A 25,151-nucleotide genomic window follows, 5' to 3' on the forward strand; every position below is an offset into this window, starting at 1 on the left:
CTGCCCCTGCTCACGCCTTGCGGGCAAGGGGCAAGGCAAGCCGGCGGTGGCCAGTGGCGTCGGCCACCGCATTGCCGAGGGCTGCTGCCATCGGGCCCTGGACGATTTCCGCAGCGCCGAGAAACGGCTGCCCCGGCTGATCGATCATGTACACGTCTACCTGTCTGGGAAGCTGCGGGAAGCGCAGGATCGGATACCCGCTCCAGTCGTAGCTGCGTACCCCACCGGCGTCGTAACTCAGCGCTTCGTAGAGCGTCCAGCTGCTGGACTGGACGATGCCGCCTTCGACCTGGTTGCGAAGCCCGTCGGGGTTGACGATCTGGCCCACGTCCACCGCCGTGACCACCCGCTGGATCTCGATCTCGCCGGTTTGCGGATGCACCTGGATTTCCACCGCCACTGCGCAGTAGCCCATGATGTTCTTGTAGCGGGCGAAGCCCATGCCGATGCCGGTTCCCGGAGCCGGCGACCGGCGTGGCCAGCCGAATTCGTCCCGAGCCCTTGCGACCACCGCTCGAGCCCTGGGGTCGGTGAGGTGGCTGAGGCGGAACGCGACGGCATCAACCCCCGCCTGATCTGCCAGCTCGTCCAGGCAGGCCTCGATGGCGAAGACATTGATATGCGCCCCCAGCGAGCGCATCGCCGAAGTCCGGAACGGCATCTGGGTGATGAAGTTCATGTCGATGCTGGTTGCGCCCGTTTCGTACAGGGGGATCGCGTTGCGGTCGCCATCCCCTTCGGGCTGGGCAATCGGCACGGACGGCATCGAGGTGAACGGCCGGGCCAGCATCCGCGCCGGCACCAGGCGGCCGGCATTGGTGATGCGCTCGTTGTGCGGGGTGGTCCACAACTGGTACGTCCAGTTGTTGATCCGACCGTCGCTGCCCAGGCTGGCCTCCAGTTCTGCGAGCATGGCCGAGCTGTATGGCTCCCAGAGATTTTCCTGTTCACGCATCCACTGCACCCGTACGGGTACGCCTGGCAGGCGCATGGCGATCAGCGCTGCATCGGCCGCAGCGTCATCGGCGCCGTTATGCCCGTAGCATCCAGCGCCTTCAACATGGATGCAGCGGACGGCGGCTGGCGGCAGGCCGACCATCTCGGCGATGCCGGCCCGCAGGGGGAACACGCCCTGGGTATGGGTCCACACCGTCAGCAGGCCGTCCTTGAGCCAGGCAACCGAACAGGACGGGCCAATTGAGCCGTGCATCAGGTACTGCTTGGTGACGCGTGCACGGTAGGTCTTGCCGCTGGAAGGCGCTGCAACGCCGGCATGCTTGATCGGGTAGCGCCTGGACTGCAGCCTTGGCAGCACCTGGTGAATCACGGCCTGGTCGGGGATCACGTCGCCACCGGCCCAGGTCGCGGCCTCGTAGCCCGCTCGCATGGCCTTGACGGCTTGCCACTCATCCTTGGCCACCACGGCGAGGTAGTTGCCGTCCTCGATCACCTTGACCACACCTGGCAGGCCTTCGATGGCCCGCTTGTCGAAGCCGGTGAGCTGGCTGCCTGGGCGCGGGGGGCGGATCAAGCGGGCATGGACCATGCCCGGCAAGCGCATGTCCTGGACAAAGGCTGCGCCGCCGGTGACCTTTGCAGGGATATCCAGCCGCGGCAGCGCATGGCCGATGAGTTTGAACTGTTCGGGTGAAATGTCTGGCGAGCTGGCAGTGGCGTACTGGTGCAGGTCCACCCCGGCCACCGCCTCGGCGTAGCTCATGCGCGCACCGGACGGGGCAGTGACCATCGCATCGCCGGTGCTCAGCGCGGCGACGTCCACCCCCCACGTGCGTGCGGCGGACGCCATCAGCATCTGGCGAACCTGCGCGGCCGCATTGTACAGCGCCGTGCCGCTGTCGAAGATCGTATGGCTGCCGGCCGTATAGCCTTCGTTCGGGGTCAGGGCCGTGTCGGCGGTGAGAAAAGTGATAGCGGCAGGCGGAACGTCCAGCCGCTCAGCCGCAATTTGCAGCAGCGCGGTCTTCACCCCGGTGCCCAACTCCACCTTGCCGGTGTACACCGTGATGCCTTCGGCGCCAACCTTGATCCAGGCGTCGAGATAAGGGTTGGTACGCAGGCTCCCCGGCAGGTCGGGGGCGAGCACGACAGTACCTAGCGTATCCACTTCGGTATCGGCCAGAGCCTTGCGTGCTGCCGGCATCAGCGTGAAGGCCATCAGCAGGCTGCTGCCCTGAAGGAACGCGCGGCGGCTGAATTCGCTGTTAGCCATGCAGGCCACCGTTTTCGATGACGCGGGTGATGGCTTCGATGATCCGCAGGTGAGTACCACAGCGGCACAGGTTGGTCGCCATGTGGGCGCGAAGGGTCTGCTCATCGGGCTGCGGATTTTTCTCCAGCAGGGCCTGGGCGCGCGTGATCATCCCGGCGATGCAGTAACCGCACTGGGCGGCCTGGGTATCGATGAAGGCCTGCTGCAAGGGGCCGGGGCGTTCTGCCGTGCCCAGGCTCTCGAGGGTGCGCACCTTGCGCCCTTGCATACCTGCGCAGGGTGTCACGCAGGAAAACACCGGTTTGTCGTCGACGATGACGGTGCAGGCGCCGCACTGGCCCAGCCCGCAGCCATATTTGGCGCCATTGAGTGCCAGGTGGTTGCGCAAGGCGTAGAGCAACGGCATGTCCGGATCGATATCCAGGCTGTGCACCTGGCCGTTGACGGTGAGATTGACGTTACTCATGGGGTCTCCTGGCGCAGTGCCCGAACAGTGGCGTCCACATCGAGCCACGGCTGGTCCGGGCTCGCCTGATGGCGGATGAATTGGGCCAGTGCTGCGAGTTGCTGGTCGTTCAGGCTGGCAGCGAACGGCGGCATGGCAGGGCCCGGCTCACCGGGCATGGGCGCGATGCCTTCGAGTACCGTCTTAATGAAGTTGCGTGGTTCAGCGGCCAGCACCGCAGACGTGGCGGTCAGTGCAGGCCTGCCATCGATGGCACGCATCGGCGCTGCGGCGCCGTGGCAGCCGGCGCAGGCACCCTGGAAAAGGTCCTGACCCAGGCGGGCCGATTGCGCCGGTAGCGCAGTGCTGACGCCACCGGCGCTCCGCCTGGCAGCGCCCGCGGGCAGGCTCAGCAAATAGTGCGCGATGGCTTCGACGTCGGTCTGCGGCAGCCGTGCGAGCTCCTGGCTGACCGGGCGCATCGGGCCGGCCGGCGTGCCGTGGCTGTCTGCGACCTTGGCCTGCAGATAATCCACCAGCTGGGCCTCGGACCAAGGCTTCTCGCGACTGGCCAGGCCAAGCAGGGAAGGGGCTTGCCAGCCATCGACCACGCCACCTGAGAGTGCCAGGCTGTCTTTTTCGGCGCCGAGGAAGTTCAAGGGAGTGTGGCAGCCCCCACAATGGCCTGCACCTTCGACCAGGTACCGACCACGGTTCCACGGTTGCGACTGCTCGGCCGTCGGCGCGAAAGGCGCCGAGTGCAGGAACAGCAGATTCCAACCCGACACCAAGGGGCGGATGTTCATGGGGAACTTCATGCGGTTGGGTGTGGCTGGCTCGTACACCGGTGGGCCGCTCATGAGGTAGGCGTAGGCATCGGCCAGGTCTTCTTCGCTGAGCAGGCGGTAGTGCTTGTAGGGAAATGCCGGATACAGAAAATGACCGTCTCTGGAAACCCCGTCGCGCATGGCACGCTTGAATGCCTTGAGCGACCACGTGCCGATGCCGGTGGTGGCATCGGGCGTGATGTTGGTGCTGTAGAGCGTACCGAACGGCGTCACCAGTGGCAGGCCGCCTGCCAGGTACTTGCCGCCAGGGCGCGTATGGCACACTGCGCAGTCGCCGGCTGTTACGACAACGGCGCCGCGCGCTACCTGCGCGGGGTCGAAGGCCGCAGGCCTTTCAATCGCGCCGATCGCAGGTCGCCACATCAGGCCGGTAGCTACAGCCAAGCCGCCGATGCCCAGAGCAACCGCTGCCGCACTCCAAAGCTTCCTAGCGGACATTGATACCCTCCTCGCGCTTGAACCAACGCGCCGACTGGCCCGGACTCATCAGCGTTTTCCTCATCTTTTGCCTCGACTCATGGGTGCCGATTGGATGGGGGGAGCCTAGAGGAGCATGAGCGGTAGGGGTATAAGTACCTCACGCAACGAAGCTTTGCTTGTCACGCAACGCTGCCGGTTTGCGCAATTTGCAACCGGTGCGTATCGACAGCACACCTGTCATATCTTGAGGCCTTGCAGGAGACTATGATCCAGACTGGCACCTCGATGGGTGGCGGCAAGGGTCGCCATTGCCGATTACCAGCTGAGTCGAATACATGGATAAGTTTCTCGCCTTGAGCATGTTTGTAGAGACCGTTCGTTGCGCAGGATACTCCGCGGCAGCGCGAAAGCTTGGCGTGGCCACTTCGTCTGTAGCGCGGCAGGTCGCCGCGCTTGAATCCGAGCTTGGCACCACGCTCATCACGCGCAGCACGCGCCAGCACAGCCTGACCGACCTCGGCCAAGCCTATTACGACCATGCCGTCGCCATCCTTGATGCGCTTGCCAAGGCAGACAGCATGGTCACCGACAGGGGCAGCGAAGCGAAAGGCAAGCTGCGGGTCAGCGCACCTGTCGAGTTCGGTCGGCGCTTGATTTCGCCTCACCTTGGGCGGTTCCTGGCAGCCCATCCGGAGCTGGAAGTGAGCTTGAACCTGAGCGATGAAATGGTCGATCTCTACAAGGATCGCATCGATCTGAGCATCCGCTTGGGGTCAACGGTCTCCAGCGAAGAGGTTATCTGCACCTCTATCGGTCATTTTCAGCGTTGGCTGGTGGCAAGCCCTGCCTACCTGGAGCAACATGGCGCGCCAGGGCACCCCAGCGAGCTCTCCAACCATTCGTGCATGCGCTTCGATTATGGTGGCCCCATGAGGGACTGGCATTTTGAGGTCGAAGACGAGACTGTGCCCGTTGCGGTAAAGGGCCGGATGCAAAGCAACAACGCCGACATCCTCCGGCATGCGGCGGTCGCGGGACAGGGCATAGCACTGTTGGCTGACTGGTTGGTTGCGCAGGATGTGCAGCAGGGGCGGCTCACCCGCTTGCTGCCGCAATACGAGGTAAACCCGACCTCGGTGAATGCCTCGATCAACATCATCTACCTGCCGATCAATCGCGAGTCGACGCGCATTCGGGTCTTTGCGCAATTCATGAAAGAGCTGCTGAACATTGCATAGCCACTGACGCAACGCTCCCTTGCGTGGCATGGCACTTCTGTCGGCGTGGGCAACTCCCTACCCTTGGAGGAACGAAACCTCAAGGGGCCTGAAATGCACACTCCACCGATATTGGCGTTTGACTTCCTCGATCCCTGGGGATGGGTCGCGTTGCGCCGCCTGGCGATAGCGATGGCCATGGCAGGAAAGGACTTCAAGGTCACGTTCCAGCCTTGTCGTTCTGCACAGGGGCAAACAGCCACAGGAACGGCCTACACCGAATTCCTGGCGCTGCGCTTCGGGACTCACGCAGTGGTTCATCAATCGCTCGTGGCAGCGCAGATGCAAAAACTGGGCGTCGAGCCTGCGTTCAGTGAAATCCGAAGCGTCCCAGACACCCGTCCCGCCCTTGCCACTGTGCTGTGGTTGCAGCATAGCGCCAGGCCTGCCCAGGCGTTCGTGCAACGCGTGTTCGAGGCGCTGTATTGCGAAGGTCAGGACATCGGTGACGAGGCCGTTCTGCAACGGCTGCTGAGCCAGGAGACGGTGTCTTTCGGCGAGCTGAAGGCGTTCATGCACAGCGACGCGTTCAGCGAGGCGCTTCAGCGCAGCGAAAACGCTGTATCAGGCTGGGCAGGGCGGGTGATCCCCTCTCTGCGCATTGAAGGTACCGTGGTATTCGGTGCGCAGCCGCCTGGCATATTGGCCCGTATGTTTGCCTAGCAGCCATTGAGAACCGGCTTTCTGGCACGGCAATCACCCACTTGCGGCCCTTTGAACTGAGCCCCGGCGTCGCACGCTGTGCTGACAGTGTTCGCCCCGAGCATGATGGGAACCGTTCAACCTGGCTACCCTGCCTGCCTGTCAAAGGCGTAATCCTTGAAACCAGCCACCCGATTCCATGGAAGCACTGTTCATGCCCATCGACTTCAGACCTGCCCAAGCCTCGGACGCGCACGATATTGCGCGCTTCTTTCAACTGACATCGGAGGGCATGGCCGATTACATATGGAGCAAGCTTGCCGCACCTGGAGAAGCATTGCTGAGTGTCGGTGCGTCTCGCTATGCCAGGGAGCAGGGCGACTTCTCCTATAAGAACTGCCTGATGGCCACGTCCGAAGGGCGCGTGATCGGCATGATGCACAGCTATGCCTTGCGCGAGGCGCCTGGCCGGCCTGTCGAGACAGACCCGGTCCTTGCGCCTTATTCCGACATGGAAATACCCGACACCTTGTACATATCCAGCCTGGCCCTGGATGAGGGCTGGCGCAGCCAGGGGCTGGGCGCCCAGTTTCTTCGCCATGCCCAGCAGCGCGCCGAGGACGCTGGCCTGAATGGGCTGTGCCTGATCGATTATGCAGAAAACCACGGTGCACGCCGCTTCTACGAGCGTCACGGTTTTCAGATTGTGAAAACCTGCCAGATCGTTGCGCACCCCATGCTGGGCGTCACCGGTGACGCCTATTTGATGTATCGCCCTAACCACCACGTGCTCGAGAAAAAACCATGAACCAGAAACTCACCGTGTTCCGCGAACTGGATATCCAACCGGTGCGCGACCTTCCTTTTTTTGCAGAGGTCGTGGAAGGCAGCCCCCATACGCTGACGTCCAAGTACTATCACGATGAACAGCAAGGTCGCATTTCCGGCGAATGGGAAGCCACTACCGGAGCGTGGCGCATCGACTACAAAGTCTGGGAGTTTTGCCATGTCCTCAGTGGCTGCTGCGTCATCGAGCTTGAGGGTTGCGCCCCCGTCACACTGGCCGCTGGCGACACGTTCATCATCGAACCGGGCGCCAAGGGCAAATGGACCGTGCTGGAAGACATGAAAAAGAACTTCGTGATCCTCGTGCCCACGAACTAGGACCGTTCACCTCGGTAGACAGCTGGCTGCATCACGCCAGCTAATAACGGTATGGCCGGCATCTGAATCCTGTATTAGGCCTGCCCGCGCACGGCTGTTTAGCATCGTCGAAGTCTTCCTGTCGACGAGAACAACAACGTGAACCTTGGAACGATCATCACCCGTAGTGCCCACTACTGGCCGGACCACATCGCCGTGGCCGATAGCCACAACCGTGTGACCTACGCCCAGCTGGAACGCCGCAGCAACCGCCTGGCCTCAGGGCTGGGTACGTTGGGCGTGGCCGCAGGCGAGCACGTGGCGATCCTCGCCAGCAACCGCGTGGAGCTGGTTGAAGCGGAAGTCGCGCTGTACAAGGCGGCGATGGTCAAGGTGCCGATCAATGCGCGGCTGTCAGTGGATGAAGTGGTTCGGGTGCTGGAAGACTCCTGCAGCGTCGCCGTGATCACCGACGCCAGCTTTGCCCAGGCCCTGGCCACGCGGCGTGGGCAATTGCCGCTGCTGCGCCAGCTGATCGTGCTGGACGGCGAGGGAGGCGACCTGAGCTATGGCGCGGTGCTCGAGCGCGGCAGCGAAGCACCGCTGCAGCTGGACCCGGCCGACGACGCATTGGCCGTGCTGCACTACACCTCCGGCAGCTCGGGCGTGCTGAAGGCTGCCATGCTGTCGTTCGGCAACCGCAAGGCCTTGGTGCGAAAAAGCATTGCCAGCCCCACGCGGCGTTCCGGGCCGGGCGACGTCATGGCCCACGTCGGGCCGATCACCCATGCCAGCGGCATGCAGATCATGTCGCTGCTGGCGGTGGGCGCCTGCAACCTGCTGCTGGACCGTTACGACGACCGCCTGTTGCTCGAGACCATCCAGCGTGAACGGGTCACGCGGCTGTTCCTGGTGCCGGCGATGATCAACCGGCTGGTCAATTATCCCGGCGTCGAACGCTTCGATCTGTCCAGCCTGAAACTGGTGATGTACGGCGCCGCACCGATGGCGCCGTCGCTGGTGAAAAAAGCCATCGAACTGTTCGGGCCGATTCTCGCGCAAGGTTATGGCGCGGGTGAAACGTGCTCGCTGGTGACGGTGCTGACCGAGCAGGACCACCTGGTGGAAGACGGCGACTATCAGCGCCTGGCCTCCTGCGGGCGCTGCTATTTCGAGACTGACCTGCGGGTGGTCAACGAGGCGTTCGAGGATGTGGCGCCCGGCGAGGTCGGCGAAATCGTGGTCAAGGGGCCGGATGTCATGCAGGGCTACTGGCGCGCACCGGAGCTCACCGCCGAAGTCATGCGTGACGGCTACTACCTCACGGGTGACCTGGCCACGGTCGATGCCCAGGGCTACGTGTTCATCGTCGACCGCAAGAAGGAAATGATCATTTCCGGTGGCTTCAACGTGTACCCCAGCGAAGTCGAGCAGGTGATCCATGGCTTCCCCGAAGTGTTCGAGGTGGCGGTGGTCGGCGTGCCCGACGCGCAGTGGGGCGAAGCGGTGCGTGCGGTGGTGGTGCTCAAGCCAGGCGCGCAGCTGGAGGCCGCTGAACTCATCGAGCGGTGCGGGCGCGCGCTGGCCGGTTTCAAGAAGCCGCGCGGCGTCGACTTTGTCAGCGAACTGCCGAAGAACCCCAATGGCAAGGTGGTGCGCCGCCTGGTTCGGGACACTTATTGGCAAAACAGCGAACGTCGTATCTGACCAGGGAGCATTACTCATGTATCAACCAAGTGCAAAGGCTGCGCAGATCATCGAAGCGATCGAGGGTTTCGTCCGCGACCAGGTTCGCCCGCTGGAACGCCAGGAGCAGCTGGACTGGGCGCGCCCGCACCCGCAGGCGGTGCTGCAAGAGGTGTGGAAGCGCTCCAGCGAGCAAGGCCTGTACACCGTCATGTTGCCCGAGAGCATGGGCGGGGCCGGCCTCAACGTGGCCGACCTGTGCGCAGTGAAGGAGGCAACGGTGCTGACCGGCTCCATGCTCGCGCCACATGTGCTGGGCGAGCTGTCGGGGCCGCCGCGGGTCGGCCATCTGTTCAAGGTGGCCAGCCCCTATCAGGTCGAGACCTTTCTGAAACCGGTGTGTCGGGCCGAAAAAGCCGTGTGCTTTGCGCTGACCGAAGCCGAGGCCGGTTCGGATGCGACGGCCATTGGCACGCAGGCTCGCCGCGACGGTGACCACTATGTACTGAGCGGCAGCAAGCGTTACATCTCCGGCGCCACCTACGCCGACCTGGCGGTGTTGCTGGCGGTGACCGGGCCGGGGCAGGGCGCCCAGGGGATTTCAGCGTTCTTCGTCGACCTCAAGGCCCCCGGTGTGCGAATCGAAAGCGATTATGCGGTGATGTCCGGTGGTGGGGCCCATGCTGACATCGTGCTCGATCAGGTGCGGGTGCCAGTGGCCAACCTGATCGGTGAAGAAGGGCAGGGCTTCAAGCTGGCGATGGGGCGCATTACCCTCAACCGCCTGCTGCATTGCCCGACATTGCTGGGCATGGCCGGCCTGGCGCTGAACCTGTCGATCGAGCATGCGCGCAGCCGCAAGCAGTTTGGTCAACCGATCGCCATGTTCCAGGCGGTCAACCACATGATCGCCGACATGGCCACCGAACTGCACGCTGCGCGCAGCATGGTGTACGCCACGGCGCAGGTGAACGACGCCGGCGGCGATATCCGCACCCAGGCGCCGATGTGCAAGCTGTTTGTCTCCGAGGCCGCCTTCCGCATCGCCGACAAGGCAGTACAGGTGCATGGCGGCGCCGGGTTGATGCAGGGCCACCCTGTGGAATGGATTTTCCGCGCCACACGGATGATGCGTATCCTCACCGGCACCAGCGAGATCCAGCGCAACACCATCGCCAAAGGCGTGCTGATGCCTGCCTGACCGACAGGCCGCTGTTGCAGCGGCCTTTTGGCACTACCCAAAACAATAACAAGAGTACTCGCCATGACTGCGGATTCCTCCCTGCCCAACCCCCGGACTGCCTGGCTGGTGGCCGCGCTGCTGGCGCTGCTGATGCTGGTCAATTTTCTCGACAAAGTGGTGATCGGCCTGGTGGCGGTGCCGATGAGTGCCGAGCTGGGCCTCACGGCCACCGAGTTCGGCCTGATCGGCGGCGCGCTGCACTGGTTTTTCGCCGTCTCCGCCGTGATCGGTGGCTTCATGGCCAACCGCCGCCCCAGCCGCACCTTGCTGCTGGGCATGGGCCTGTTCTGGGCGCTGATCCAGCTACCGATGCTGTTTGCCACCTCGCTGTGGGCCATCGTCGCCTGCCGGGTACTGCTGGGCATCGGCGAGGGGCCGGCCTCGCCGGTTGCCACCCATGCGCTCTACAAGTGGTTCCCCAACGACCGGCGCAATTTGCCGGTGGCCCTGTTGCATGCCGGCAGTGCCATGGGGCTGCTGGTGGCCGGGGCGATGATCCCCTGGGTCAGCCTGCATTACGGCTGGCGTAGCAACTTCATCATCCTGGCGCTGATCGGCCTGGTCTGGTGCCTGTTGTGGTGGCGGCTCGGAAAGGAGGGTACCCTCGAGCGCCTGCGCGCCAGCCAGCACAAGACCGATGACGCAACAGTCCCCTACCGCAGGCTGTTGAGTGACCCCAGTGTGCTGGGCAACTACCTGTGCCACTTCGCCGCCAACTGGTCGTTGGCCTTGACCCTGACCTGGGTGCCCAGTTACCTGCAGGTGGGCCTGGGCATCGACCCGCTGCAGACCGGGCGCATCTTCGTCATGTTCGTGGTCGTGACCACGCCGCTGAGCTTGCTGCTGGCCTGGTTGTCCCAGCGCCTCATGCGGCGTGGCCACCCTTCGCGGGTGGCACGCGGCGTGTTCGTTTCGGTGTGCCTGATACTGGGCGGGCTGCTGTCGGCGTCGCTGATACTGCCCGGGCTGAGTACCGCCGTGCGTGTGGCCGCGCTGACCTTCAGTGGTGGGCTGGCCTTGGTCATGTATTCGGTTGGCCCGGCGATGCTCGCCGAGTTCACCCCGGCGGCCCAGCGCGGCGGTATTCTCGCCATGGGCAACGGCATCGCTTCACTGGCCGGGTTGGCCGCGCCGGTGGTGACCGGCTTGCTGGTGCAAGGTGCAGGGGCTGAGCACCCGGTGGGCTATGCCCAGGGGTTTGCGGTATGCGGCGCGGTGTTGGTCGTGGCCGGGCTGGTCGGCCTGGCTACCTTGAACCCGCAACGCACGCTGCAGCGCTTGCGTGGGGCGGTTGCAGTTGGCCGCCAGGCGCACGCTCAGACCGCCAGCTGAACACCCAGTACGGACTCCAGCGGCTCCGCCTCTTTGCCGATCAGCTCGCCACGCCAGCGGCCGCTGTTGACCAGGTCGATGAGCACCCCGCGCACCAGGTCGCGCAGGCAACCGGCGGCGAACGACAACGGCTTGTGCCGTGAGTGCGCCAACGCGATGGTGCGGCTGATACGTGGCTCGACGATACGCCGTGCTGCCGTGGGTTCGAGCAGTTCGCTCAGCGGCGGCCAGTTGCTGATGGTCGCCGCCAGGCCGGCGCGCACCAGGCTGGCGATACCGGGCGCCGATTGCTGTTCGTAGGCTGCGCTCAGTGGCACGCCGGCTTGCATGGCGGCTTGCTCGATGCGCCGCCGCAAGTGCAGTGCCCGCGGCGGCAGCACCAGCCGGGTGGCGGTGGCTTCGGCCAGGGTGATGGTGTCGGGGGCGTCCGGAGCTGATGCACCCACCCAGTACAGCGCCTCGGTGAAGATCGGCTCGGCCTCGACATGGTCGAGCTCCTCGGCATTGGGCACCACGCCGAAGTCCACCTTGCCCAGTTCGATGGCCTGGCCCCCTTCGCGGCTGAGGCCGTCCCACACCGTCAGGATCACCCCGGGGAAGCGCTGTTCGGCGCGCCTGACGATTTCCGGCAGCAGCAGGTCGGCGGCGGTGGCCGGGATGGAAATGGCCACATGGCCCTTGGGGTCGCCGCGGCTGGATTTCAGCTCGTCCTTGACCGAGTCGAGCTTCTGCACCACCTGGCGGGCGACTTCGTAGAGCTGGCGCCCGGCATCGGTCAGGGCAATGCCGTCGTGCTGGCGGTCGAGCAGCTGCATTTCCAGTTCACTTTCAAGCAGGCTGATCTGCCGGCTCAGCGCCGGCTGGGCAATGTAGGCGCGGCGCGAAGCCGAAGAGAAGCTGCCAGCCTCGACGATGGCGATCAGGTAGCGGAGCTGTTTCAGGGTCATTGCAGCGGTTCCAAGGGTATGCCGAACTGATATGGCACGTATCCGAACACGTTATTTGTGGGGTTCGAAGCGCGGCTCCTAGTATCACCCCGAAAGGGCGGGCCAAGGCAAGCCCGGCCGCGACATCACAACAACAAGAGGCCAAACCCGATGAAACCTGCCGACCTGCTGCGCAGCATCCTGCTCATCAATGCCAGCCTGCTGGCCCTGCACGTGGGGGCCACGCCGATGCCTGCTGGCCTGACGCCGGTGGGCGCCGAACGCGGGCCCAGCAGCGACGGCCGCATTCCGGCCTGGAGCGGCGGTCTGCAGGCGGGGCAGGTGTCGCTGGCGGTCAACGGCACACCCCTGGACCCGTACGCCGATGAGCAGCCGCTGTATGTCATCACCGCCGACAATTACACCCAGTACCGCGAGCAGCTCACGGCGGGGCAGGTGGCCTTGCTCAAGCGTTACCCGCAGTCGTTTCGCCTGCCGGTGTACCCATCGCACCGCAGTGTCGCGGTGCCGCCCCAGGTGGATGAGTGGGCCCGGCAAAATGCTGTCAGTGCCCGGCTGGTCAATGACGGCAATGGCGTACAGGGCTTTACCGGCGTGCTGGCCTTTCCACGGCCGCAGAATGGCTTGCAGGTGCTGTGGAATCACCTTACCCGTCCGCGCAATGGCAGCTTCAGCCTGGCCTCGGACAGCATTACCCCGCGTGGCGATGGGCGTTACGTCACGATGAGCCTGCAGCAGACGTTTGCCCGCCCCGACGTGCTGCACGATGGCCATGCGAGCAATGTGCTGTATTACCTGAGCTACCGCATGACCGCGCCGTCGCGCCTGGCGGGTGATGCCGTGGTGCTGCACGAAACCCTCGATCAGGTGGCGCAGCCACGCCTGTTGTGGCTGTACAGCAGCAGCCAGCGGCGGGTGCGGCGCGCCCCGGCGTTGGCCTATGACAGCATCACCCCGGGCACGGCCGGCCTGCGTACTGCCGACAGCCGCGACATGTTCAATGGTGCCCCGGACCTCTATGAGTGGACCCTGGTGGGCAAGAAGGCCCTGCACGTGCCGTACAACAGCTATCGCCTGGCATCACCGCTGCTCGGTTATGCCGCGTTGATCGGCCCGGGGCATGTCAATCCGCAGCCGACGCGCTATGAGTTGCACCGGGTGTGGGAAGTGGTGGGTACGCTCAAGCCTGGGGCCAGGCATATCTATGCCAGCCGCCGCTATTACCTGGACGAGGACAGCTGGGCCATCGTCGAGGCGGACTTCTTTGACCGGCAGGGGCAACTGTGGCGCACGGCCCAGGCCCACAGCTACTACCACGTCGCGGGGCAGGCGCTGGTCAATGCCATGGAGGCGATCTACGACTTGCGCAGTGGCCGTTATCAGCTGTCGGGCCTGACCAACGAGCAGCCAAGGCCGTACACCTTCGATGTGCGCACCAGCGCGTCCTACTTCTCTCCCGGCGCGCTGCGCAGCCAAGGGCTGCGCTGACGACGCGGCGGTGAGGGTGGGGCTGGCCTGGATCAGGGCGTGACGATATTGAAGCGCCCGTCCGCTTCGTCCAGCCCCGCCATGAAGCGCATGAACTGGATGCGCTCGCCACTGATGTCGATATCGCCCACGGTCGCTTCCTTGAGAAAACCGGTCTGCTTGAGCGCGATGCGGTCCAGGGTGGCCTTGCTCATGCTGACCTCGACATCGGCCTGCCCATGGCGCGTCAGGTCGCGGTGGGTAAGCACACCGTTGCGCAGGGTCAAGGCGTAGTCTTCGTTCAGGTCGGTGAAGTGCCAGTTGATGGTCAGATCCTGCGCGGCGGCTTTGGCGGCATCCACGCGTACCCCCAGGTAGTCGAAGAACAGCGTTGGGGTCAGGGCGCGCACCAGGTCATCCGCACTGCCGCCCTTGCTGGCGGCTGGCGCGACACCGTTGCGCAGCTCCTGCGCGCCGGTCAGGTAGGCGTTGCGCCAGGTGGCATTCTCGCTCTGGTAGCCCAGTTGCTCCAGAGCATCGGCCTGCAGCTCGCGCGCCGCGCTGTTGTCGGGCTGGGCGAACACCAGGTGCCGGGTGAGCTCCGCGACCCAGCGGTAATCGCCAGTGCCATAGGCCTCGCGAGCCAGGGTCAGCACCCGCTCGGCACCGCCCAGGGCCTTGACATAGTGCGCCCCCGCGTCGCTCGGCGGCAGCGGGTTGAGGGTCGCCGGGTTGCCGTCGTAGAAGCCCATGTAGCGCTGATACACCGCCCGCACATTGTGGCTGAGCGAGCCGTAGTAGTCGCGGCTGTACCATTTGCTGGCCAGCCGTGGCGGCAAGGTGGTCAGCTCTGCGGCAATCTCGGTGGGGCCCAGGCCGCGGTTGATCAGGCGCAGGGTCTGGCTGTCGATGAACGCGTACATGTCGCGCTGATCGGCCAGGTACTCGCGGATCGCCGCGCCGCCCCAGGTTGGCCAGTGGTGCTGGGCAAACACCACTTCGGCCTGCTCGCCGTAACGCAACAGCGACTGGTCCAGGTAGTGCGCCCACACCTTGGCATCGCGCACCTGGGCGCCGCGCAGGGTCAGCACGTTGTGCTGCACGTGGGAGGCGTTCTCGGCCATGCACAGGGCCTTGAACCGGGGCAGCCACAGGTTCATCTCGGCGGGGGCTTCGGTTCCGGGGGTGAGCTGGAATTCGATATCGACGCCGTCGATGCGCAGGGTCTCGAAGGGTTGTTCGATCAACCGGGTCGGGGCAATCAGGCTGACCGTCGCATTGGCCGGCACGCCCTTGCCCAGCCCGGCATCCACCTGGCCGCGGGGCCCGCGTGGCAGCGGTGCGCCATACATGTACTGGGCGCGGCGCTTCATGGCAGGGCCGGCCAGCACGTTCTCGCTGACGGCATGCTCGAAGAACCCCTGCGGGGCAATGACCTGGACCTTGCCGGCCTTGACCTCGGCTTCGTCGATCACCCCGCGCACGCCACCGAAGTGATCGACGTGCGGGTGGGTATAGATCACCGCTACCACCGGCCGTTGCGGGCGATGGCGGAAGTACATCGCCAACCCGGCCCTGGCGGTTTCCACCGACAGCAGCGGGTCCATCACGATCAGGCCATGCTCGCCCTCGATGAGGGTCATGTTGGCCAGGTCCAGGCCGCGAACCTGGTAGATGCCGTCGGTGACCTTGAACAGGCCGGCAATGCTATTGAGCTGGGCGATACGCCACAGGCTCGGGTTGACCGTGGCCGGCGCCTCGCCGCTGAGGAAGGCATAGCGCTGCAGGTCCCAGACGGTCTTGCCATCGGCATTGACGACGGCGTGGTCGACGGCTTCCAGCAGGCCCCGGCGGGCATTGTCGAAGTCGCTGCGGTCGGCGAAGGGCAGGCGCTGCAACCATTGCTGATTGCTTTGGCGAGTGAGCTCGGTGGCGTCCTTGGCCGGCGCTTCGGCCAGCGCCGGGAAGGGCAACGCCAGGGCCAGCAGGTAAGGCAGTGTTCGTAGGCGCATGGAAAGGTCCTTGTTGTTCTTAGGGCGAACACTCTAAGGACAGAGCTTGCCGGCGAACCAATACCACTCTTGCATGGCTGGCCATGCTGCAATGCGATGGCTCAGCCGCCGCCAACGTCCATGATCCGCGCCACCAGCCAGGCCAGTGCCGGGTCGTGCTGGCGATGGGCAAGGTACACCAGCTCCAGCTGGAACGGCTCCAGGGCGAACGGCAGGTCGAACACTTGCAGTGGCAGCAGCCGGGCGAAATGGCGCGCCAGGGCGGTGGGCAGTACCACGCAAAGGTCGGAACTTGCCGCCAGGTGCGCAGCCTGCAGGTAATTGGGCGTGGTGTAGGCGATGCGCCGGGCCAGGCCTTGTTCGCCCAGCCATTGATCGACCATGCCCCGGGTCTGGCCACCGTGCACCCACAGGTGGCGCAGGGCGAGAAAGGCCTGCAGGTCGAGTGTGCCCGCCACGTCGGGGTGCCCTTGGCGCACGGCCACGTGCAGGGTTTCGCTGCGCCAGTGGCGCCGCTCGTAGCGCGCGGGCACTTCGTCGAAGCGCCCCAGCACCAGGTCGAGCTCGCCACGGTCCAGGGCTTCGGCCGGCAGGTTGGGTGTCAGGTGCTGCACGTCCACCCGCAAATGGGGCGCCTGGGTTTGCAGGGTGGCCAGCAAACCGGGCATGCACAGCTGTTCGGCGAAGTCGGTGAGGGCGATACGCAGCTGCCGGTGGCTGAGCTGTGGATCGAAGCGGTCGCCGCCGCCGAGGGTCTGCTCGATCTGTTGCAGGGCCGCGCGGATCGGGCCTTCAAGGGCCAAGGCGCGCGGGGTGGGGCGCATGCGCCGGCCCACGCGCACCAGCAGGGGGTCGCCCAGCAGGTCGCGCAGGCGCGCCAGGGCATTGCTCACGGTTGGCTGGGTCAGGGCCAGACGCTCGGCAGCACGCGAGACGTTCTGTTCACGCAGCAGCATGTCCAGCACGCGCAGCAGGTTGAGATCGAAGTTGGCTATATTCATGCGAAAAATACATGGGATGGAAAATGAGAATTTCAAAAATAGTAGGCGCCTGACTAGGGTGGGGGCAATGCCTTCCCAACATCGATCAGGAGCGTCACCCGTGAGTACTCCCTACAACCTTCAGCAGGCGGCGGTGATCGGCGCCGGCACCATGGGCCGCGGCATCGTCATCAGCCTGGCCCGAGCCGGCCTTGCGGTGCTGTGGCTGGATAACGACCCCAGCGCCACCGAAGCCGGCCTGGCGCTGCTCGCGCAGACCTGGGCACAGCAGGTGGCCAAGGGGCGTATCGACCAGGCCGAGGCCGATGCCTGCCTGGCCCGGGTGCGCCAGGTGATGGACTACGCCGACCTCGCGCACGTCGACCTGGTGATCGAGGCGGTTTATGAAAATCTGGCGCTCAAGCAGCAGATCTTCCGTACGCTGGATTGCACGCTCAAGGCCGAAGCCATCCTTGCCAGTAACACCTCGGCCCTGGACATCGATGCCATCGCTGCCGTGACCCGTCGCCCAGAACAGGTGCTGGGGCTGCATTTCTTCAGCCCGGCCCATGTGATGAAGCTGTTGGAAGTCGTGCGCGGGGAGCGCACCTCGCCCGCCGTGCTCGATGCGGCCCTGGCCCTCGGCCAGCGCATGGGCAAGGAAGTGGTGGTGGCCGGCAACTGCCCGGGCTTCATCGGCAACCGCATGCTCGCCACTTATGTGGCCGAGGCGCGCAACCTGCTGCTCGAAGGCGCAACGCCACGGCAGGTGGACGAGGCGCTGCAGGCATTCGGCATGGCCATGGGCCCGTTTCGCATGTATGACGTGGTCGGCATCGACCTGGAGTGGCGTGCGCGCCAGTTGGCCGGCAAGGGCATGGAAGCACCGCTGGCCCAGGTCGACAATGCCCTGTGCGCGCAGGGGCGTTTCGGGCAGAAGAGCGGCCAGGGTTACTACCGTTATGCCCCTGGCAGCCGCGAAGCTGAGCATGACCCCGAGGTCGATGCGCTGGTGCTCAAGGTCGCCCAGGACCTGGGCGTGCGCCGGCGCGACATCGACGACGAGGAAATCCGCGAGCGCTGCCTGCTGGCCCTGGTCAACGAGGGGGCGAGGATTCTCGAGGCGTCCGTAGCCAGTTGCAGTGCCGACATCGACCGGGTCTACCTGCATGGCTATGGCTTCCCGGCAGCGATTGGCGGGCCGATGCGCTGGGCCGACCAGCAGGGGTTGAGCCTGCTGCTGGCGCGGCTCGAACGCCTGCAGGGCCTGTTCGGCGAGCATTGGCGGCCAGCCGGGCTGCTGGTGCGTCTGGTGGCCGCCGGCAAACAGCTGGCGGATGTCCGTGAGGGCCGCGCATGAACTACCGAGCCCCCCTGCGTGACATGCATTTCGTGCTGCACGAAGTGTTCGATGTAACGGCGCATTGTGCTCGCCTGGGCAATGAGCTGGACCGCGAAACCATCGATGGCATCCTTGAGCAAGGTGCACGTTTTGCTGGCGAGGTGGTTGCGCCGCTCAATCGCCAGGGCGATGAACAGGGCTGCCGCCTGGAGCAAGGTGGCGTGCGCACGCCCGATGGCTTCCCTCAGGCCTACCGCCAATACGTGGAGCAGGGCTGGGGTGGCATGACCGGCCCATTGGACCACGATGGCCAGGGGCTGCCGAAAATGGTCGCGGCCTGTTTTCACGAAATGCTGATGGGCGCGTCGCTGTCGTTTCGCATCTATTCGGGCCTGACCGAAGGCGCCGTGCTGGCCTTGCATCGTCATGGCAGCGCGGCGCTCAAGCGCGACTACCTGGGCAAGCTGGTCAGCGGCGAATGGGCCGGCACCATGTGCCTGACCGAGCCACAGGCGGGCACCGACCTTGCGTTGCTGCGCACCCGCGCCGAACCGCACGGCGACTGCTACCGCATCAGCGGCAGCAAGATCTTCATCAGCGGCGGCGACCAGGACCTGACCGACAACATTGTCCATCTGGTGCTGGCGCGCCTGCCGGATGCGCCGGCCGGGGTGCGTGGCATCAGCCTGTTCCTGGTGCCCAAGTTCGAATGCACCGGTGACGGTGGCCTGGGTGCGCGCAATGCGGTCGAATGTGGCGCGCTGGAGCACAAGATGGGCATCAAGGGGGCGGCGACCTGCGTGCTGAACTTCGATGGCGCTCGCGGTTGGCTGGTGGGGGAGGCCAACCAAGGCCTGGCCTGCATGTTCACCATGATGAACGATGCGCGCTTTCAGGTTGGCTTGCAGGGGCTGGGCATTGCCGAGGCGGCCTTTCAGGGGGGCCTGGCCTATGCGCGCGAACGCTTGCAGTCACGTAGCCTGGCCGGGCCGGTAGCGCCCGAGCGCAATGCCGACCCGATCATCTGCCACCCGGATGTGCGGCGCATGTTGCTGACCCAGAAAACCCTCAGCGAGGGCTGCCGGATGCTTGCGGCCCTGGCTGCCCAGGCACTGGACCTGGAGCACGGCGCTGCGCAGCCTGAGGTGCGGTCGGCTGCCGGGCGCCGGGCGGCTGTGCTGATTCCCATCGTCAAGGCGTTTCTCACCGATGTCGGTCAGGAGGCTGCCAGCCTCGGTGTGCAGCTCTACGGCGGGCATGGCTACATCCGCGAATGGGGCATGGAACAACTGATGCGCGACAGCCGGATCACCCAGCTGTACGAGGGCACCAACGGTATTCAGGCACTGGACCTGATCCGCCGCAAGCTGCTTGGCGACGGCGGCGAGCAGTTGCGCCTGCTGATCGATGAGTTGCTCGATGCGGCACGCAACTGCCGCGCCGAGGCGTTGGCCGGGATGGCCCAGGCAGTTGTCCAGCGGCTGCAGGAGTGGCGAAACCTGAGCGCCGAGGTCATTGACGCCTGCCGCTGCGACCCGCAGGAGATCGGCGCAGTGTCGGTGGATTTTCTCGCTTACTCAGGCTACGTGCTGCTGGCCGCCCTGTGGCTGCGGGCTGCCGAAACGGCCAGTGCGGCATTGGCTGCAGGCAGCCAGGACAGCGCCTTCTACCAGGCCAAGTTGCAGGCCGCCGCGTTCTACTGGCGGCGAGTGCTGCCGCGTGCCAGTGCCCACTGCGAGGCGTTGCGCGGCGGCGCCCAGTGCCTGATGAGTCTCGACGAAGCGCACTTCGCTTTCTGAGCTTGCCCCGTCGTTCACCCACAAGAACAAGAGGAACATGAACATGCAGCCCTTCAGTTTTGCCACCACCCCCCAGCTGCTGTGCGAAACCGGCGCCGCTGGCCGCCTGGCCCAGCTTTGCCAGCAACGCGGCGTGCGCCGCGTGCTGATCGTAACCGACCCGGGCATCGTCAACCTGGGCATGCTCGACGATGTGTTGCCTGGCTTTTCCCAGGTGCACCTGAGCGCGGCGATTTTCAGCGAGGTCAGCGCCGACCCCAGTCACGCCTGTGTGCTGGCGGCGGTCGGACGGGCGCGCCACATAGGCGCCGAGTTGATCGTCGGCTTCGGTGGCGGCAGCTCGATGGACGTCGCCAAGCTGGTGGCACTGCTGGCACACCCTGCCTGTGACCAGCCCCTGGAGGCGGTCTACGGCATCGACCAGGCGAGGGGCCAGCGCTTGCCGCTGATCCAGGTGCCGACTACCGCCGGGACCGGTTCGGAGGTCACCCCCGTCGCTGTGATCACCACCGGCGAGGCGGCCAAGATGGCGGTGATTTCACCGCTGCTGTTGCCTGACCTGGCACTGCTCGACGCCGAGCGAACCTTGGGCCTGCCGCCCGCGATAACGGCCGCCACCGGTATCGATGCCATGGTCCATGCCATCGAGGCCACCACCAGCAAGTTCAAACGCAACCCACTGTCCAGCCTGTTGGCCCGCGAAGCCTTGGCGCTGCTGGCCGGCAACCTTGACCAGGCGGTGCACAACGGTGGCAACCTGGTGGCGCGCCAGGCCATGCTGCTGGGGGCCTGCCTGGCCGGGCAGGCTTTCGCCAATGCGCCGGTGGCGGCGGTGCACGCGCTGGCCTACCCGCTGGGGGCGCGTTACCACGTATCGCACGGGCTGGCCAACGCCCTGGTGCTACCCCATGTGATGCGTTTCAACCGGCCTGAGGCCTTCGCCGATTATGCGGCGCTGGCGCCAGCACTGCTGGGCGAGCGGCTGGTGCCTGGCGATCCGCACCAGCTGTGCAGCCAGTTCATCGATGAGCTGGAGCAACTGGCACCACGCTGTGGCCTGCCCAGCCGGCTGCGTGATGTCGGTGTGCCGCGCCACAGCCTGCCGCTGTTGGCCGAGGACGCCCTGCAACAGCAACGCTTGCTGGTCAACAACCCACGCAAGGTCACCCTGGCCGATGCCCTGGCCCTCTACCAGGCGGCGTTCTGAGATGGCCAGGGAGCGCCCGCTGCGCGGCGCCTACCGCCACTTCCAGCCGATCACCACGCGCTGGCACGACAACGACTTGTATGGGCATGTGAACAACGTTGTCTATTACGGGTTTTTCGACAGCGCCGTGAATACCTGGTTGATCGAGCATGCCGGCCTGGACATCCACCGCGACCCGGTGGTGGCTTACGTGGCGGGGTCCGCCTGCGACTATTTCGCCGCCGTCGCCTTCCCGCAACGCATCGAAGTGGGCATTGCCGTGGAGCGGCTGGGCAACAGTTCGGTGCAATACGCCCTGGCCGTGTTCGTCGAGGGCGAACCTGAAGCCTGCGCGGCCGGCCGTTTCAATCATGTATTCGTCGACCGCAGCAGTAATCGCCCGGTCGCCATTCCCGTGAAGTTGCGCAGTGCCTACGAACAGCTGCTGTCGGTTTGACTGCCCCTTACCGCGCCATAACGAATCGGCATGGCGTTGATCTGAAGACGCTATTTGTGAGGGCCGTAACCGCTACCTGATACTCCTCATCACCGACACCGCCGGCCTGGGCGGCCGGCGCTTGCGCGCTGAACCCATCATTTCCCTCTCTAATAAAACAACAAGAGGTTAAGAGTGAGCGCAACCCTTATTTTCTGCCGGCGCCGCGCGCCGTTGGCGGCGCTGTGCTGCCTGCTTGCCACACCGGTTGCCGGTGTGCAGTTCGAGGCCGGACCCTTGCAGGGGCGCTTCGACTCGGCCCTTTCGTTCGGTACTGCCGTGAGCACTGCCAACCCCGACAAACAGCAGTTGCAGAATGCCAACGGCAACGACGGCCGGCGCAACTACCGCGCAGGCGATGTGTTTACGGCAGTCTTCAAAGGTACCCACGACCTGGATCTGCAACTCGACAACGTCGGTGTGTTGCTGCGCGGCAGCTACTGGTACGACACCGCACAGCGTGACCACAGCCAGCGGGCGGTCGATATCGACGACCGCAACCGCCTGGTATCGGCGAAAACGGCTGGCGCGGAGCTGCTCGATGCCTTTGCCTATGCCCTCTATGACATCGACGGTGAACCCGGTTCGCTGCGCGTGGGCAAGCAGGTGGTCAACTGGGGCGAAAGTCTGTTCATCCAGGGCGGGCTGAACGTGATCAACCCCTTCAACCAAGCCGCGCTGCGCCGGCCAGGTTCGGAGGTCAAAGACGCCCTGGCGCCGGTCAACCTGGTGTATGTCACCCAGAACCTCAACCCGGCGCTGTCTTTCGACGCCTTCTATCAGCTAGATTGGGAGCAGGCTCGGCTGGAGAACTGCGCGACGTTCTTTTCCGGCAACGACTTCATGCCCGAAGGCTGCACGGGCCTGGATGTTGGCGGGCAGATGGTGACCAACCCGGCGGTTTCGCAGGCCCTGGCCCCCTTCGGTGTGATGCTGGCGGAGGAGGGCGTGCGAGTGCCCCGGGGGGCCGACCAGGATGCGCGCAACAGCGGCCAATGGGGCTTTTCGCTGCATTGGTACGTCGAACCGCTGGATACCGAGTTCGGCCTGTTCGCCGCCAATTACCACAGCCGCTCTCCCTACCTGGGTACGGTCAGCAGCCGCTACTACGCCAACGCGGGCTTCGCCAGGCAACTGTGCGGCAATGTCGGCGTGGCGCTGGCCAACTGCGGCGCCTTTCTGGCCTCCAGTAATGGGCAGACCCTTGCCGGTGCCCTGCGCATGGGGACATCGCAGTATCGAGCGCAATACCCTGAAGACATCCGCCTGTATGGCGTCACCTTCGCCACCACCTTGCGCAACGGTACCGCTGTGCAAGGTGAGCTGAGTTACCGCCCGAACATGCCGGTGCAACTCAACGGCAACGACATCTTGCAATCGTTGCTCAACGCGCCCGGTCGCAGCCCGCTGAACGCCGATGGCCTGCGCCCGGCAACCGACAACACGCCGTTCGACGGTTACCGGCGCAAGGAGGTGACCCAGGCCCAGGTGTCAGCCGTGCAAGCGTTCAGCCAGGTCATGGGCGCCAACCAGCTGGTGCTGATGGGCGAGGTGGGGGCCACCTATGTCGGCGGGCTGGAGGGGCGCTTCGGCCCGCGCTACGGGCGCTCCGGTGCCTACGGCAACGGTGAACTGGCTGACAACAGCCTGTGCCTGGCGATCTCGAGAAGCCCGGGCGACTGCAACGGCGAAGGCTTCGTCACGCCCTTTTCCTGGGGCTACCGGCTGCGCGCCACCTGGAGCTACCCGACCCTTGTACCGGGCCTCGACATCCGTCCAAACCTGGCTTGGGCCCATGACGTCAAGGGTTATTCGCCTGCAGACGGCTCGGCCTTCAACGAAGGCTCGCGTTCGATCAGCCTGGGTGTGGACCTCAGCCTGGCCAGCCAGTACTGGGCGAGCCTGGCCTATACCGATTTCATCGACGGCGATTACGGCACCCGCGGTGACCGCGATTATGTCGCGTTCAGCGTGGGCGCCAATTTCTGAGCCAAGAAGAACGATGGCAATGAATCGATCGAGGCTAGCGGCGCTGGCGGGTTGAGGTGCAGGGGGCTCTGCTGTGGAGCGCTTTGTCGGGCATGCTTAGCCAGGTAACTTGGCCGCAAGGACATCAACCTTCTCAATTGACGGCGGTTCGGCAAACAGCTCGGCAGCCTTCGCCATAAGTGCCGCTGCGACTTTGCCCGAAAGATGAGCCTGCCGGCCTGCTTCATCCGGGAAGGCGTCAAAGATGCCAAAGGTGGAAGGCCCCAGGCGGATTGCGAACCAAGCCGTGGTGGCTGGCTCTTCCTCCACTATTGGCAGGCCGTCCAAGAGAAAGCGCTCTACCTCTTTCTCTTTTCCGGGTTTTGCTTGCAGTCGAACGAACAACGCGACACTGACCATGACCTGTCTCCTGTTGTTACGACGACATCATTATGCGCCGTGCTTGGCAGTAAGCCCAACGCGATGAAGAACGTTAATGATCTTTCGGCCCAGTGGCGCATCCCCAGTCCAGGCTGGCGGCGACACTCATGCGGCGCCGCCATCAGAGGAGAATATAGTCGCTGTACTGCCGCAAGCCGTTATGGGCGCCTTCCGTCAAATGCACGTAGCGGCCATTCACCCAGTCAATCGCCAAGCAGTCGTCGACATCCAGCACCGCATCGGTATGCGGCTTGAGCCAGCTTGCCTGCAGGCGTTGTTTACCCTGTTGCCTGGCCTGGGCCTTATCCCTGGCCACCAGCAGCAGGTAGCGGTGGGCCTCGCCAAATACCCCTTCCTCGTAGCCACCCAGGTTGATGAAGAACAGACGTGGGTCACCTGGGCCTGGCGCCACATCACTGAATTCGACACGGTAGCGGTCCACACCATTGACCTCCATCCACGAGTCGATATGCAGGCCCGTAAGGCTGCCGAACCACGCCTGGCGCAATTGCGGGTACGCCTGCTCAAGTGACTCGGCTTGGGCGAACACCACATCGTGCACTTCGATACTGGCGCGTGGATGGCGGCCACCGAGCATGACTACGTACAGCATGAGTCATTCCTTCCAGGTTAGAATCTATACAAGGCCACTAAAATATCTGTACATTGTACTAGTGTTGTACAGTATTTTCGCGTGTTCGAGGTCAGTATGGCGCACCCTGCTCGTTGGACCGCGCTTTGCCTGCTATTGGTTGCCCTGTCTGCGGCGGCGGACTGGCGTGCGGAGCTGCCGGCGGCAAGACGGCTGGGTGCCGGTGAGTTCACCTGGTTTGGCCTGCGTCTTTACACAGCTCAATTGTGGGCAGTAGGCCCTGTTCATGACTGGAACCAGCCTTTCGCCCTTGAGCTGCTCTACCACCGCTCGCTGTCCAGGGACACCTTGGTGCAGGCCAGCCTCCAGGAAATGCGCCGCCTCGACGCGGGCAGCATGACGCCGCAGCAACGTGCCGCGTGGACCCATGCGATTGAGCAGGCATTTGTCGACGTGCATGCCGGTACGCGCATTACTGGCCTGTACCTGCCGGGGCAGGGCTGTCGCTTCTACGTCGACGGCACGCTCAGCCGCGAAGTTGCCGACCCGGTCTTTGCCCGCCAGTTCTTCGCCATCTGGCTCGACCCCCGCGCCAGGGATACCCAACTGCGCCAGCGCCTGCTTGGGCTGGCTGGCAACGACCGAGGACCATGAA

General features: G+C 64.8%; 22 protein-coding genes. 14 read left to right on the forward strand and 8 right to left on the reverse strand.

Annotated elements, in window-relative coordinates; genetic code table 11:
* Positions 1–10: 10 nt before the first annotated feature.
* From ABE528_RS03305 to ABE528_RS03315, 3 genes are read right to left on the reverse strand one after another with little or no spacing between them, the layout of a single operon-like run.
* Positions 11–2,230 (reverse strand): molybdopterin cofactor-binding domain-containing protein, encoded by a 2,220-nt coding sequence (locus tag ABE528_RS03305; RefSeq protein ID WP_346652177.1) that lies wholly within the window; start codon positions 2,228–2,230, stop codon positions 11–13.
* Positions 2,223–2,696: a (2Fe-2S)-binding protein gene (locus ABE528_RS03310; protein WP_346652178.1), complete on the reverse strand. Its 474-nt coding sequence runs from the start codon at positions 2,694–2,696 to the stop codon at positions 2,223–2,225. Before ABE528_RS03310 ends, ABE528_RS03305 begins: the two co-directional genes overlap by 8 nt.
* Positions 2,693–3,961: a cytochrome c gene (locus ABE528_RS03315; protein WP_346652179.1), complete on the reverse strand. Its 1,269-nt coding sequence runs from the start codon at positions 3,959–3,961 to the stop codon at positions 2,693–2,695. Before ABE528_RS03315 ends, ABE528_RS03310 begins: the two co-directional genes overlap by 4 nt.
* A gap of 317 nt (positions 3,962–4,278) precedes the next feature.
* Here ABE528_RS03315 and ABE528_RS03320 point away from each other — a divergent pair, with 317 nt between their 5' ends.
* From ABE528_RS03320 to ABE528_RS03350, 7 genes are all read left to right on the forward strand, one after another.
* A complete protein-coding gene (locus tag ABE528_RS03320; protein ID WP_346652180.1) occupies positions 4,279–5,181 on the forward strand; it encodes a LysR family transcriptional regulator in 903 nt (300 codons plus the stop codon).
* A 93-nt stretch (positions 5,182–5,274) separates the two neighbouring features.
* Positions 5,275–5,883, forward strand: coding sequence for a DsbA family protein (locus ABE528_RS03325; RefSeq protein ID WP_346652181.1), 609 nt, complete (start codon positions 5,275–5,277; stop codon positions 5,881–5,883).
* Between the two features lie 193 nt (positions 5,884–6,076).
* On the forward strand, positions 6,077–6,670 hold the full coding sequence (locus ABE528_RS03330; RefSeq protein ID WP_178120126.1) for an N-acetyltransferase: 594 nt from the start codon (positions 6,077–6,079) through the stop codon (positions 6,668–6,670).
* Positions 6,667–7,026, forward strand: coding sequence for a cupin domain-containing protein (locus ABE528_RS03335; RefSeq protein ID WP_346652182.1), 360 nt, complete (start codon positions 6,667–6,669; stop codon positions 7,024–7,026). Before ABE528_RS03330 ends, ABE528_RS03335 begins: the two co-directional genes overlap by 4 nt.
* A gap of 138 nt (positions 7,027–7,164) precedes the next feature.
* Positions 7,165–8,712 carry an AMP-binding protein gene (locus ABE528_RS03340; protein WP_346652183.1) on the forward strand — a complete coding sequence of 516 codons (1,548 nt, stop codon included), beginning with the start codon at positions 7,165–7,167 and terminating at the stop codon, positions 8,710–8,712.
* Between the two features lie 16 nt (positions 8,713–8,728).
* Complete coding sequence (locus ABE528_RS03345) at positions 8,729–9,892, forward strand: acyl-CoA dehydrogenase family protein (protein WP_346652184.1); 1,164 nt, start codon at positions 8,729–8,731, stop codon at positions 9,890–9,892.
* 63 nt (positions 9,893–9,955) lie between these two features.
* Entirely contained in the window at positions 9,956–11,266 is a 1,311-nt protein-coding gene (locus tag ABE528_RS03350) for an MFS transporter (protein ID WP_346652185.1), read from the forward strand.
* Here ABE528_RS03350 and ABE528_RS03355 read toward each other — a convergent pair.
* Complete coding sequence (locus ABE528_RS03355; protein ID WP_346652186.1) at positions 11,251–12,213, reverse strand: LysR family transcriptional regulator; 963 nt, start codon at positions 12,211–12,213, stop codon at positions 11,251–11,253. The genes ABE528_RS03350 and ABE528_RS03355 overlap by 16 nt on opposite strands.
* A gap of 150 nt (positions 12,214–12,363) precedes the next feature.
* On the opposite strand from ABE528_RS03355, the gene ABE528_RS03360 reads away from it, so the two are divergent.
* Positions 12,364–13,701, forward strand: coding sequence for a DUF1329 domain-containing protein (locus ABE528_RS03360; RefSeq protein ID WP_346652187.1), 1,338 nt, complete (start codon positions 12,364–12,366; stop codon positions 13,699–13,701).
* A gap of 32 nt (positions 13,702–13,733) precedes the next feature.
* Here the strand turns inward: ABE528_RS03360 and ABE528_RS03365 are convergent, their stop codons facing one another.
* Both ABE528_RS03365 and ABE528_RS03370 read right to left on the reverse strand, forming a co-directional pair.
* Positions 13,734–15,692, reverse strand: a complete 1,959-nt coding sequence (locus tag ABE528_RS03365) for an alkyl sulfatase dimerization domain-containing protein (RefSeq protein ID WP_346652188.1) — start codon at positions 15,690–15,692, stop codon at positions 13,734–13,736.
* A gap of 101 nt (positions 15,693–15,793) precedes the next feature.
* Positions 15,794–16,693, reverse strand: a complete 900-nt coding sequence (locus ABE528_RS03370; protein WP_346652189.1) for a LysR family transcriptional regulator — start codon at positions 16,691–16,693, stop codon at positions 15,794–15,796.
* 100 nt (positions 16,694–16,793) lie between these two features.
* Between ABE528_RS03370 and ABE528_RS03375 the strand changes: the two genes are divergently transcribed.
* The 5 genes from ABE528_RS03375 to ABE528_RS03395 all read left to right on the forward strand — a co-directional run bounded on the left by ABE528_RS03375 (position 16,794) and on the right by ABE528_RS03395 (position 23,484).
* On the forward strand, positions 16,794–18,032 hold the full coding sequence (locus ABE528_RS03375; protein WP_346652190.1) for a 3-hydroxyacyl-CoA dehydrogenase NAD-binding domain-containing protein: 1,239 nt from the start codon (positions 16,794–16,796) through the stop codon (positions 18,030–18,032).
* Positions 18,029–19,813, forward strand: coding sequence for an acyl-CoA dehydrogenase C-terminal domain-containing protein (locus ABE528_RS03380; protein WP_346652191.1), 1,785 nt, complete (start codon positions 18,029–18,031; stop codon positions 19,811–19,813). The genes ABE528_RS03375 and ABE528_RS03380 overlap by 4 nt, the downstream gene beginning before the upstream one ends.
* A gap of 43 nt (positions 19,814–19,856) precedes the next feature.
* A complete protein-coding gene (locus tag ABE528_RS03385) occupies positions 19,857–21,020 on the forward strand; it encodes an iron-containing alcohol dehydrogenase (RefSeq protein ID WP_346652192.1) in 1,164 nt (387 codons plus the stop codon).
* 1 nt (position 21,021) lies between these two features.
* Complete coding sequence (locus ABE528_RS03390; protein WP_346652193.1) at positions 21,022–21,456, forward strand: thioesterase family protein; 435 nt, start codon at positions 21,022–21,024, stop codon at positions 21,454–21,456.
* Between the two features lie 174 nt (positions 21,457–21,630).
* Positions 21,631–23,484, forward strand: coding sequence for a DUF1302 domain-containing protein (locus ABE528_RS03395; protein WP_346652194.1), 1,854 nt, complete (start codon positions 21,631–21,633; stop codon positions 23,482–23,484).
* A gap of 96 nt (positions 23,485–23,580) precedes the next feature.
* Here the strand turns inward: ABE528_RS03395 and ABE528_RS03400 are convergent, their stop codons facing one another.
* Positions 23,581–23,883 (reverse strand): antibiotic biosynthesis monooxygenase, encoded by a 303-nt coding sequence (locus tag ABE528_RS03400; protein ID WP_346652195.1) that lies wholly within the window; start codon positions 23,881–23,883, stop codon positions 23,581–23,583.
* Between the two features lie 142 nt (positions 23,884–24,025).
* Positions 24,026–24,517 carry a DUF1543 domain-containing protein gene (locus ABE528_RS03405; protein ID WP_346652196.1) on the reverse strand — a complete coding sequence of 164 codons (492 nt, stop codon included), beginning with the start codon at positions 24,515–24,517 and terminating at the stop codon, positions 24,026–24,028.
* Between the two features lie 96 nt (positions 24,518–24,613).
* Here ABE528_RS03405 and ABE528_RS03410 point away from each other — a divergent pair, with 96 nt between their 5' ends.
* Complete coding sequence (locus ABE528_RS03410) at positions 24,614–25,150, forward strand: chalcone isomerase family protein (protein WP_346652197.1); 537 nt, start codon at positions 24,614–24,616, stop codon at positions 25,148–25,150.
* Position 25,151 lies beyond the last annotated feature (1 nt).

The sequence above is a fragment of the Pseudomonas sp. TWI628 genome (genome assembly GCF_039673865.1).
Lineage (GTDB): Bacteria > Pseudomonadota > Gammaproteobacteria > Pseudomonadales > Pseudomonadaceae > Aquipseudomonas.

Excerpts from the sequence above, each read along its gene's own strand:
- ABE528_RS03370 (WP_346652189.1), bottom strand. The coding sequence starts at position 16,693 with ATGAATATAGCCAACTTCGATCTCAACCTGCTGCGCGTGCTGGACATG.
- ABE528_RS03355 (WP_346652186.1), bottom strand. The coding sequence starts at position 12,213 with ATGACCCTGAAACAGCTCCGCTACCTGATCGCCATCGTCGAGGCTGGC.
- ABE528_RS03385 (WP_346652192.1), top strand. The coding sequence starts at position 19,857 with ATGCAGCCCTTCAGTTTTGCCACCACCCCCCAGCTGCTGTGCGAAACC.
- ABE528_RS03400 (WP_346652195.1), bottom strand. The coding sequence starts at position 23,883 with ATGGTCAGTGTCGCGTTGTTCGTTCGACTGCAAGCAAAACCCGGAAAA.
- ABE528_RS03315 (WP_346652179.1), bottom strand. The coding sequence starts at position 3,961 with ATGTCCGCTAGGAAGCTTTGGAGTGCGGCAGCGGTTGCTCTGGGCATC.
- ABE528_RS03405 (WP_346652196.1), bottom strand. The coding sequence starts at position 24,517 with ATGCTGTACGTAGTCATGCTCGGTGGCCGCCATCCACGCGCCAGTATC.
- ABE528_RS03330 (WP_178120126.1), top strand. The coding sequence starts at position 6,077 with ATGCCCATCGACTTCAGACCTGCCCAAGCCTCGGACGCGCACGATATT.
- ABE528_RS03345 (WP_346652184.1), top strand. The coding sequence starts at position 8,729 with ATGTATCAACCAAGTGCAAAGGCTGCGCAGATCATCGAAGCGATCGAG.
- ABE528_RS03305 (WP_346652177.1), bottom strand. The coding sequence starts at position 2,230 with ATGGCTAACAGCGAATTCAGCCGCCGCGCGTTCCTTCAGGGCAGCAGC.
- ABE528_RS03325 (WP_346652181.1), top strand. The coding sequence starts at position 5,275 with ATGCACACTCCACCGATATTGGCGTTTGACTTCCTCGATCCCTGGGGA.
- ABE528_RS03310 (WP_346652178.1), bottom strand. The coding sequence starts at position 2,696 with ATGAGTAACGTCAATCTCACCGTCAACGGCCAGGTGCACAGCCTGGAT.
- ABE528_RS03390 (WP_346652193.1), top strand. The coding sequence starts at position 21,022 with ATGGCCAGGGAGCGCCCGCTGCGCGGCGCCTACCGCCACTTCCAGCCG.
- ABE528_RS03320 (WP_346652180.1), top strand. The coding sequence starts at position 4,279 with ATGGATAAGTTTCTCGCCTTGAGCATGTTTGTAGAGACCGTTCGTTGC.
- ABE528_RS03380 (WP_346652191.1), top strand. The coding sequence starts at position 18,029 with ATGAACTACCGAGCCCCCCTGCGTGACATGCATTTCGTGCTGCACGAA.
- ABE528_RS03350 (WP_346652185.1), top strand. The coding sequence starts at position 9,956 with ATGACTGCGGATTCCTCCCTGCCCAACCCCCGGACTGCCTGGCTGGTG.
- ABE528_RS03410 (WP_346652197.1), top strand. The coding sequence starts at position 24,614 with ATGGCGCACCCTGCTCGTTGGACCGCGCTTTGCCTGCTATTGGTTGCC.
- ABE528_RS03365 (WP_346652188.1), bottom strand. The coding sequence starts at position 15,692 with ATGCGCCTACGAACACTGCCTTACCTGCTGGCCCTGGCGTTGCCCTTC.
- ABE528_RS03335 (WP_346652182.1), top strand. The coding sequence starts at position 6,667 with ATGAACCAGAAACTCACCGTGTTCCGCGAACTGGATATCCAACCGGTG.
- ABE528_RS03360 (WP_346652187.1), top strand. The coding sequence starts at position 12,364 with ATGAAACCTGCCGACCTGCTGCGCAGCATCCTGCTCATCAATGCCAGC.